Source organism: Microbacterium sp. SCN 71-21 (assembly GCF_001725695.1).
GTDB lineage: Bacteria > Actinomycetota > Actinomycetes > Actinomycetales > Microbacteriaceae > Microbacterium > Microbacterium ginsengisoli.
Map to the genome: position 1 here is coordinate 35531 of NZ_MEGA01000027.1, position 9085 is coordinate 44615.

General features: G+C 70.8%; 10 protein-coding genes. 3 read left to right on the forward strand and 7 right to left on the reverse strand.

The window, feature by feature from the left end:
• Nucleotides 1-183: 183 nt before the first annotated feature.
• The 7 genes from ABT08_RS05885 to xseA all read right to left on the reverse strand — a co-directional run bounded on the left by ABT08_RS05885 (nucleotide 184) and on the right by xseA (nucleotide 6600).
• Complete coding sequence (locus tag ABT08_RS05885) at nucleotides 184-843, reverse strand: response regulator transcription factor (protein WP_045248685.1); 660 nt, start codon at nucleotides 841-843, stop codon at nucleotides 184-186.
• Complete coding sequence (locus tag ABT08_RS05890) at nucleotides 840-2264, reverse strand: sensor histidine kinase (RefSeq protein WP_288114232.1); 1425 nt, start codon at nucleotides 2262-2264, stop codon at nucleotides 840-842. Before ABT08_RS05890 ends, ABT08_RS05885 begins: the two co-directional genes overlap by 4 nt.
• 102 nt (nucleotides 2265-2366) lie before the next feature.
• Nucleotides 2367-3761 carry a class II fumarate hydratase gene (locus ABT08_RS05895; RefSeq protein WP_288114234.1) on the reverse strand — a complete coding sequence of 465 codons (1395 nt, stop codon included), beginning with the start codon at nucleotides 3759-3761 and terminating at the stop codon, nucleotides 2367-2369.
• A 32-nt stretch (nucleotides 3762-3793) separates the two neighbouring features.
• Nucleotides 3794-4429 (reverse strand): carbonic anhydrase, encoded by a 636-nt coding sequence (locus ABT08_RS05900; protein ID WP_045248687.1) that lies wholly within the window; start codon nucleotides 4427-4429, stop codon nucleotides 3794-3796.
• Complete coding sequence (locus ABT08_RS05905) at nucleotides 4426-5058, reverse strand: DUF4245 family protein (protein ID WP_056210084.1); 633 nt, start codon at nucleotides 5056-5058, stop codon at nucleotides 4426-4428. The genes ABT08_RS05900 and ABT08_RS05905 overlap by 4 nt, the downstream gene beginning before the upstream one ends.
• Nucleotides 5058-5291, reverse strand: coding sequence for an exodeoxyribonuclease VII small subunit (locus tag ABT08_RS05910; RefSeq protein WP_045248689.1), 234 nt, complete (start codon nucleotides 5289-5291; stop codon nucleotides 5058-5060). Before ABT08_RS05910 ends, ABT08_RS05905 begins: the two co-directional genes overlap by 1 nt.
• A gap of 10 nt (nucleotides 5292-5301) precedes the next feature.
• Nucleotides 5302-6600, reverse strand: a complete 1299-nt coding sequence (xseA, locus tag ABT08_RS05915; RefSeq protein ID WP_288114237.1) for an exodeoxyribonuclease VII large subunit — start codon at nucleotides 6598-6600, stop codon at nucleotides 5302-5304.
• A gap of 73 nt (nucleotides 6601-6673) precedes the next feature.
• On the opposite strand from xseA, the gene ABT08_RS05920 reads away from it, so the two are divergent.
• The 3 genes from ABT08_RS05920 to ABT08_RS05930 are packed head-to-tail and all read left to right on the forward strand — an operon-like array spanning nucleotide 6674 to nucleotide 8881.
• Entirely contained in the window at nucleotides 6674-7711 is a 1038-nt protein-coding gene (locus tag ABT08_RS05920) for a 4-hydroxy-3-methylbut-2-enyl diphosphate reductase (RefSeq protein ID WP_045248742.1), read from the forward strand.
• Nucleotides 7704-8297 carry a DUF6264 family protein gene (locus ABT08_RS05925; RefSeq protein WP_137877810.1) on the forward strand — a complete coding sequence of 198 codons (594 nt, stop codon included), beginning with the start codon at nucleotides 7704-7706 and terminating at the stop codon, nucleotides 8295-8297. The genes ABT08_RS05920 and ABT08_RS05925 overlap by 8 nt, the downstream gene beginning before the upstream one ends.
• Before the next feature lie 11 nt (nucleotides 8298-8308).
• Nucleotides 8309-8881, forward strand: coding sequence for an MOSC domain-containing protein (locus tag ABT08_RS05930; RefSeq protein WP_156454749.1), 573 nt, complete (start codon nucleotides 8309-8311; stop codon nucleotides 8879-8881).
• The last annotated feature ends 204 nt before the right edge of the window (nucleotides 8882-9085 follow it).

The following is a 9085-nucleotide window of genomic DNA, read 5'->3' on the forward strand; positions in this document are numbered from 1 at the left end:
GGCGACGAGGTTCGCCTGCCGCATCGGATCGGCTCCCCCCACCCCCCCCATGTCGATCCGGTGGATAACTGAGTGATCGCGACGGACCCCCCGGTTGTCGCGACCGAGGATCGGACGGTTCGGGTTCCGAGTCTCCTCGTCAGCCCCCGGTGCCCCCACACCGGGGGCTTCTCTCATGAGGGGTCAGTCCCACCGATATCCGGCTCCGCGCACCGTCGTGATGCGATCGGCGCCGAGCTTGCTGCGGAGGTAACGAACGTAGACATCGACCACGTTCGAGCCGGGATCGAAGTCGAGACCCCAGACCTTGCTCAGCAGATACTCGCGGCTCAGCACCTGGCCGGGGTGCCGGAGGAACTGCTCGGCGAGCGCGAACTCCCGCGCTGACAGATCGAACTCCCGTCCGTCGACGGCGGCCCGTCGGGTCATGACGTCGAGGGCGACCTCCCCGCGCACGATCGTCACGGGCGTCGTGGGCGTGGTGTTCTCGCGCAACCGGGAGCGCACCCGGGCCAGCAGCTCCTCGAACGTGAAGGGCTTCGCGACGTAGTCGTTCGCGCCGGCATCCAGCCCATCCACCGTGTCGCGTGTCGACGTGCGGGCGGTCAGCATGATGATCGGCACGGAGGAGCCCTGCCCGCGCACCTGACGCAGGACCTCGAAGCCGTCGATGCCGGGGAGTCCGACGTCGAGGAGGACGAGATCGATGTCGGGGGAGAGCGCACGTTCCGCGCCGTCGAAGCCGTTGTCCACGATCTCCGTCTCGTAGCCGGCGGTCTCCAATCCCCGCTGCACGAAGGTCGCGATACGGGGTTCGTCTTCGACGATGAGGATGCGGGTCATTCGGAGGCCTTCCGCTGGTGCAGCACGTCTTCGGCGCGCACCGGAGTCGGCAGCGCGGGGGCCCTGCGGTGCAGGGGGAGTTCGATCGTGAGCGTGGCGCCGCCGCCCGGCGTCTCCGTCACGACGCAGGAACCGCCGTGAGCCCGGGCGATCGCGTCGACGATCGCGAGGCCCAGGCCCGAACCGTTCACGCCGCGCCCCGCCTGCGCCCTGTCGAACCGTCGGAACACGCGCCGCCGGTCCGCGGGTGCGATGCCGGGTCCGTGATCGCGCACCCACAGCCGAGCGACGTCGTCCACGACCGCGCTGCCGATCTCGATCGTGCTGCCCGCGGGTGCGTACTTCGCCGCATTGTCGGCCAGCTGCAGCCATGCCTGGCGCAGACGCGCGTCGTCGCCCACGACGACGCCCGAGCCTCGGTCGGTGACGACCCAGAGATGATCGGGGATGGCCGTGACGAGCCCGCCGACCCGAAGGGTCAGATCGAACACGTCGATGTCCTGGCGCTGGAACTGGTCGCTGTCCTCCGCGGACGCGAGGAGGTCGATGTCATCGACGAGCTGGGTCATGCGGTCGAGCTCGGACAGGCCGAGCTGACGGACGCCCTCGACATCGACGGGGTCGCGCGGATTCATCATCTCGAGATGGCCGCGCATGATCGTCAGGGGTGTCTTCAGTTCGTGCCTGACGTCGTCGAGCAGTTGCCGCTGGGTGTCGACGGAGGCCTCGAGACGGTCGAACATAGAATTCACCGTGCGCGTGAAGTCGGCGATCTCGTCATCGCCGTCGGTCTCGACCCGGTCGCCGAAGTGGCCGAGTGTCACGGCTTCCGCGGTCTCCTGGAGTCGACGCAACGGTGCGAGCAGTCGTCCGGTCAGGAACCAGCTCATGAGCGCGACGGCGGCGAGCACTGCGACTCCGGCGATCGCGTAGCTGATCACCGAGGCGCGGAACGGCAGCAGCTCGGCGTCGAGCCCGACGATCCGCACGTAGGCGCCGGTGCGCCCGTCGCCCGGCACCGAGACCGGCTGCACGATGTAGCGCACGGTGCCGGCATCGGCGGTCGTGACCGTGCCCAGCACGGTGTGCCCGTCGGCACCCGGTTGGGCGAGGGCGGCGGAGACGATCTCCTTCTCGTCGCCCTCACCGAACTCCGTGCCGGCGGCCGGAAACACAGCCGCCTGTCCGTCGACGATGCCGAAGACCGCCTCGTTGGGCACCGGCAGGAAGCCGGTCACGACCGACTCGAGGTACGCGGGCACCGACGTCGGCGGGGCCGGTGACGGCAGGCTCTTCACCTTCTCGGTGAGCTTCGCGTCGATGCTCGCGAGCGTGCGCTCGTACTGCAGGAAGAAGCTGATGGCGCCGGTCAGCAGCAGTCCGAGCGTCGTGACGGCCACGAGAGCGCTGAGGATCCGCATGCGCGCGGACGTGACTCGCCGTGACTGCTCCACGCTCCGATTATGGCGCGACCCGCCTGCGGCCCCTCGGAAGAGGCCACAGGCGGGTCGGATGCCGCGGGGTCAGCCGGCGTGCGTCATCGAGAGCAGGTCGAGCTTCTCGTCGAGCTGCTCGAGGGTGATCTCGCCGCGCTCGACGTAGCCGAGGTCGATGACCGCCTCGCGCACCGTGATGCCCTTCTTGACCGAGTGCTTCGCGATCTTGGCGGCGGCCTCGTAGCCGATCACCTTGTTGAGGGGCGTGACGATCGACGGCGACATGCCGGCGAACGCGGCGGCACGCTCGAGGTTCGCCTCGAGGCCGTCCACCGTCTTGTCGGCGAGAACGCGGGTCGCGTTCGCGAGCAGACGGATCGACTCGAGCAGCGCCGTGCCCATGACCGGGATCGCGACGTTCAGCTCGAACGCGCCGGATGCCCCGGCCCACGCGACCGTCGCGTCGTTGCCGATGACCCGCGCGGCGACCATGAGTGTCGCCTCGGGGATGACGGGGTTGACCTTGCCGGGCATGATCGAGGAGCCGGGCTGAAGGTCGGGGATGTGCAGCTCGCCGAGGCCCGTGTTCGGGCCGGAGCCCATCCACCGCAGGTCGTTGTTGATCTTGGTGAGCGACACCGCGATGGTGCGCAGGGCGCCGGATGCCTCGACGAGGCCGTCTCGCGCGCCCTGGGCCTCGAAGTGGTCTTCGGCCTCGGTGATCGGCAGGCCGGTCTCGGCGGCGAGCAGGGCGATGACCTTCTGCGGGAAGCTGAGCGGGGTATTGATGCCGGTGCCGACGGCCGTGCCGCCGAGGGGCACCTCGCTCACGCGGGGGAGCACGGCATCGATGCGCTCGATGCCGAGACGCACCTGGCGTGCGTAGCCGCCGAATTCCTGCCCGAGGGTGACGGGCGTGGCATCCATCAGGTGGGTGCGGCCCGACTTGACGGCGTCCTTCCAGAGCACGGCCTTCTTCTCCAGTGCCACCGCGAGGTGGTCGAGGGAGGGCTGCAGGTGCTCGATGAGCGCCTGCGTGACGGCGATGTGCACGGAGGTGGGGAACACGTCGTTCGACGACTGCGAGGCGTTGACGTGATCGTTCGGGTGCACGGGGGAGCCGAGTCGCGCCGTCGCGAGGGTGGCCAGCACCTCGTTCATGTTCATGTTCGACGAGGTGCCGGAGCCGGTCTGGTAGGTGTCGACGGGGAACTGGTCGTCGTGGGCGCCGGTGATGACGTCGTCGGCCGCCGCGGCGATCGCGTCGGCGATTCCCGCGTCGAGGGTGCCGAGCTCCTTGTTCGCGAGCGCGGCCGCCTTCTTGATGCGGGCGAGGGCGGCGATCTGCGCGGACTCGAGGCCGGTTCCCGAGATCGGGAAGTTCTCGACGGCGCGCTGCGTCTGTGCGCCGTAGAGCGCCGCGATGGGTACGCGCACCTCCCCCATGGTGTCGTGCTCGATGCGGTACTCGGTCTCGGTCACAGCGTTGTCCCTTCCCAGTGCGGTGTGTGCGGTCAGTTCGTCTCGCCGCCGACGACCACGACGGGCACGGCGGTTCCTTCGGCGAGACGGTAGTTGGCGCCGACGATCGCGAGAGTGCCGGCGGCGACGGCGGTGGAGATGAGCTCGGAGGACTGCAGCAGCGCGTGCACGGTGTTGCGCAGGTGCTCTCGGCCGACGTGCTCGGGGTCGGCGTGCGCGGCCGGAACGTGCTCGGCGCGCATCACTGTGCGCACGGCCGGCACGATGGGCGCGATCTGGTGCCAGATGTGCGTCGGCAGCTCCGGGGCGTCCTCGCCGGTGGAGTCGATCGCGGCCTGCACGGCGCCGCAGGCGTCGTGGGCGAGCACGACGATGAGGGGAACGTTGAGCGCGGCGACCGCGTACTCGAGGCTGCCGACGACGGAGTCGGAGATCACCTGGCCGGCATTGCGCACGACGAACAGGTCGCCGAGCCCTTCGTCGAAGATGATCTCCGCCGCGAGGCGCGAGTCGGCGCAGCCGAAGAGGGCGGCCCGCGGGCGCTGCGCGGCGGCGAGCTCGTGGCGGCGCTCGACATCTTGACGCGGATGCTGCGGCGCGCCCGTCACGAAGCGGGCGTTGCCCTCGAGCATCTGGTTCCAGATGGTGAGCGGAGCGGTGTCGGTCATTGCGCGGCTTCCCGGAGTGTGCGGATCTGTGCGGTGAGGTTCTGTGCGAGCTCGGCGGTCTGCGCCGCGGTCGCAGTGCCGTAGAGGAGGATCGTGTCCTTGCCCGCCGATGTCGCGAGCGCGTACGACACGTTCCCGGCCTTGCTCGGATCGGAGATGTCGTATCGCGTCCAGTCGATGCCGTCGATCGCGAGCGTTCCGTCGGAGGCGGCGCCCGACAGGGTGCGCACCACCCATCCCGAGTCGGCGTCGAACCCCTGGGCGGCACGCAGGTAGCCGGCGGAGTCCGGCACGTAGACGATCGTCCACGCGCTGACGCTGTCGCCCTCGACCTGAGCCTGGTTCACCGCCCAGCCGGTGGGGGTGGCGGGTGCGATGACCGCACGGTTCATGCTGGCCGAGAGGCTCTGCGCGAGGGCGGCCACGTCGGGCGCGGGCGTCGCGGCGAGCTGTCCGCGGGGCACGGCGAGCACGACGACCACGACGATCGCCATCGTGGCGAGCAGGGCGGCGAGGAGGTTCCGGAACGTCTTGCTCGACCGGTAGGCCCGCGACGACTCGGCCTTGCGGTCGGCGGTCTCCTGCGGGGTCTCGGGGCGGCCGAGCTCGGCGACGATGCGCTCGGTCATCAGCTCTCGTCGCCTTCGGCGGTGGACCGTGCCGCGTCGAGGCGCCGCTTGGCCCCGCGCAGCCACTCTTCGCAGCGGGCGGCGAGCGCCTCGCCGCGTTCCCACAATGCGAGGGAGTGCTCGAGAGTGGGGGCGCCCTGTTCGAGCTCCGCGACCACCCGCACCAGTTCGTCGCGCGCCTGCTCGAACGAGAGTTCGGCGACGTCAGACGGGCGCGCGTCCGAGTCGGTCATGCCCACCATCCTAATCTCCGGCGGTCGCCGCCGACGGCCCCTCGGCGAGCTCGCCCTCGCTGCGCGCGGCGAGCGAGCCGCGTCCGACGGTGACGACCAGGGCGCTCCCCGTGGGGGCGTCGGCGGCGTCGCGCAGCACGCGCCCGTCGGGGTGGTAGGCGATCGCGTAGCCGCGCGCGAGTGTCGCGCCGGGGGAGAGCGCGCGCAGCGCGGCGCGCAGTTCCGCGCTCTGGCGAGCCGCGGCATCCCATCGTCTGTCGACGGTGTCGCGACCGCGCGCGGTCAGCAGCACGAGCTCGTGCACCCGCGGGTCGAGCAGGGCGTCGGGCGTGCGGAGGACGGGACGCGAGCGCAGCTGCTCGAGCTGGGCGATGTCGTGCTGCACGCGCTGGGTCAGCCGCAGCGTCGCGCGGGCGCGCAGCTGCTGCACGATGGCGCGCTGCTCGCCGACGTCGGGCACGACGCGCTTGGCGGCATCCGTCGGCGTCGAGGCGCGCAGGTCCGCGACATCGTCGAGGATCGGATGATCGTTCTCGTGCCCGATCGCACTGACGACGGGGGTGGATGCCGCGGCCACCGCGCGCACGAGGCGTTCGTCGCTGAATCCCAGAAGGTGCAGCGGGTCGCCGCCGCCGCGGGCGATGACGATGACGTCGACGTCCGGGTCGGCGTCGAGCAGCTCCAGGGCGGCGACGATCTCGCCGACGCTGCGCTCGCCCTGCACCGCTGCGTGCTCGACGCGGAACCGCACGCCCGGCCAGCGCAGCTCGGCGTTGCGGAGCACGTCCTTCTCGGCGTCGGAGCGCTCGCCGGTGATGAGGCCGATGCGCTGGGGCAGGAACGGCAGCGGCCGCTTGCGGGACGCGTCGAACAATCCCTCGGCGTAGAGGGCGGCGCGCAGGCGCTCGATCCGCTCGAACTGGTCACCGAGACCGAGCGGATGCATCGCCGAGACGATGACGCTGAAGTCACCCGACTTGACGAAGTAGTCCGCCTTCACCGACGCGACGACGTGGTCGCCGACCTTCAGATCGTCGGCGAGACGGCTGCGGACGCTTCCCCAGATGCGGAACGCGATGCTGGCGTCGGAGTCGGGATCGGTCAGACGTCCGTACACGTTGCCGGCCCGCAGGTTCCAGGAGGTGATCTCGCCCTCGATCCAGACCGACCCCCAGGCCGACACGAAGTCGCGGATGGTCTGGTTGAAGCGCCCGACGGAGGTCGGGGCATCCTTCGTGGCATCCCTCGGGTGCACGGACGCCGGCGGAGGGGTCTCGCCGGGGGCGAGCTCGGGCTCGAACCTGGCCATGCGATCCTCCCGCGCCCTCCCAGGCGTCGATCATTAGACTCGACGGGTGACCTCCGCCGCCGTCTCCCTGCCTGTGCCCCGTGTTCCGGGCCGTCGCGGGCGCCTTCAGGATAACCCGGTCGACGGCGTCAAGAAGGTGCTGCTCGCCGCCCCGCGCGGCTACTGCGCGGGTGTCGACCGCGCCGTCGTGGCCGTTGAGAAGGCGCTCGAGCGGTTCGGCGCCCCGGTCTACGTGCGCAAGCAGATCGTGCACAACATCCATGTCGTGCGCGAGCTCGAGAGCAAGGGGGCGATCTTCGTCGACGAGGTCGACGCGGTGCCCGAGGGGGCGCACGTCGTCTTCAGCGCGCACGGTGTGTCGCCCGCCGTGGTGAACGCGGCATCCGATCGCGGTCTCGTCGCGATCGACGCGACCTGCCCGCTGGTCACCAAGGTGCACCGCGAGGCGGTGCGGTTCGCACGCGACGACTTCGAGATCCTGCTGATCGGCCACACCGGTCACGAGGAGGTCGAGGGGACCGCCGGCGAGGCGCCCGACCACGTGACGATCGTGAACTCGCCCGCCGACGCCGCCACCGTCGAGGTGCGCGACCCGTCGAAGGTCGTGTGGCTGTCGCAGACGACGCTGTCGGTCGACGAGACGATGGAGACCGTGCGGCGTCTGCGCGAGCGCTTCCCCGAGCTGCAGGATCCGCCGTCGGACGACATCTGCTACGCCACCCAGAACCGCCAGGTCGCCATCAAGAAGGTCGCGCAGGGCGCGGACCTCGTGATCGTCGTCGGATCGGCCAATTCGTCGAACAGCGTGCGGCTGGTCGAGGTCGCCCTCGAGCACGGCGCGAAGGCGGCGTACCGCGTCGACTACGCGTCGGAGGTGCAGCAGGAGTGGCTCGACGGCGTCGCGACCGTCGGGGTGACCAGCGGGGCTTCCGTTCCCGAGGTGCTCGTGCAGGAGGTGCTCGACGAGTTGTCGGGCGCCGGCTACTCCGACGTCGAAGAGGTGCGTACGGCCGAGGAGGACCTGCTGTTCTCGCTGCCGAAGGAACTGCGTCAGGATGCCACGGGTCGCCGCGACGCCCGGGCACTGGGAGGGCGATCCGGCCGTGAGTGACCCGCAGGAGTCCCCCGAGGAGCGCCCGCGCCCGCAGTTCGGCGAGTACGCGACGCCCGAGGAACAGCGCGCCCGCATCCGTCAGCCCTCCGTCACCGACCACCTGTCGGACGGCATCGCGCCGCCGCCGCCGGCCGCGCCTCCCGTCCTTCCGCCCCCGGCGCCGGTCAGCGGCGCGGCGGTGCGGCGGCCTCGACTCATCGACCGCGTCGCGACCTTCGTGCTGCTCGGCTACGGGCTGGTCACCGTGCTGAGCGCCATTCCGCAGTTCGTCGACTTCACCGGTTTCGTCAGTACGCTCTCGCAGGTCATGGGTCTTCGATCGGACCTTCCGGTGCCCGCGTCGGGTCGCGCCTGGGGCATCGCCGCCGCCGTCGTGCTCGGGGTCGGTTGGCTCGCCACGTTCGTGCTCTCCTGGGCCGTGACACGTTCGGGGCGTCTCGCCTTCTGGATCCCGCTCGTCGCGGGAGCCGTGATCAACATCCTCGCGTCGTTCCTGGTCGTCGTGCCGCTGCTGTCGGACCCGGCCTTCCTCACCGCCATCCAGAGCGTCGGCGTCATCGCGCCGAGTCCGACCGCCACCTGAGGGAGACCGCCATGCCTCGCGTCATCGCCGTCTGCGTCGTGCACGACCTGCGTCCCGATGCGGGCACGGTGGGCGTGACGGCGATCGACAAGCGGCCCGTCGAGGGCCCCGTGAAGGTGGGTCCCTACGGCGTCTACGCCGATGTGCAGGCGGATCGCAAGCATCACGGCGGCCTCGACCAGGCCGTCTACGTCTACGCCGAAGAAGACGCGCGGTTCTGGGAGGGCGAGCTCGGCCGAGAGCTCGCGCCCGGCTTCTTCGGGGAGAACCTGCGGGTCGAGGGGCTGGATGTCAACGCCGCGCGTGTCGGCGAGGTCTGGCGCATCGGCGCGACCCTCGAAGTACAGGTGACGTCGCCGCGCAAGCCCTGCCAGACATTCGCGCGGTGGGTCGGCGGTGACGACGAGCGCGGCTGGGTCAAGCGATTCACCCGCGAGGGGCGTCTCGGCCCCTACCTGCGCGTGCTCACGCCGGGCGAGATCGCGGCCGGAGATGAGATCACGGTGCTGTCGGTGCCGGATGATGCCCCCACCGTGATCGACGGGGTGCCGGGCGTCGCGCGGGCCGCGGCATCCGCTCTCTGACGGCCGGTCGCTCCGCGGTCACCCGGCTCGGCGCCGGAGCGTGACGCACCCCGGCGATGGGCAGGGCTGCGTGCACCGTCGACGGGGGAGCCGGAGACGCGACGACGCCCCGCCCACCGAAGTGAGCGGGGCGTCGCGGGATCGTGTCAGGCGCCGAGCGACTTGCCCGCCGAACCGAGCTGCTGCGTGGCCTCGACGACGCCC

Excerpts from the sequence above, each read along its gene's own strand:
- ABT08_RS05885 (WP_045248685.1), bottom strand. The coding sequence starts at position 843 with ATGACCCGCATCCTCATCGTCGAAGACGAACCCCGTATCGCGACCTTC.
- ABT08_RS05890 (WP_288114232.1), bottom strand. The coding sequence starts at position 2,264 with ATGCGGATCCTCAGCGCTCTCGTGGCCGTCACGACGCTCGGACTGCTG.
- ABT08_RS05900 (WP_045248687.1), bottom strand. The coding sequence starts at position 4,429 with ATGACCGACACCGCTCCGCTCACCATCTGGAACCAGATGCTCGAGGGC.
- ABT08_RS05905 (WP_056210084.1), bottom strand. The coding sequence starts at position 5,058 with ATGACCGAGCGCATCGTCGCCGAGCTCGGCCGCCCCGAGACCCCGCAG.
- ABT08_RS05910 (WP_045248689.1), bottom strand. The coding sequence starts at position 5,291 with ATGACCGACTCGGACGCGCGCCCGTCTGACGTCGCCGAACTCTCGTTC.
- xseA (WP_288114237.1), bottom strand. The coding sequence starts at position 6,600 with ATGGCCAGGTTCGAGCCCGAGCTCGCCCCCGGCGAGACCCCTCCGCCG.
- ABT08_RS05930 (WP_156454749.1), top strand. The coding sequence starts at position 8,309 with ATGCCTCGCGTCATCGCCGTCTGCGTCGTGCACGACCTGCGTCCCGAT.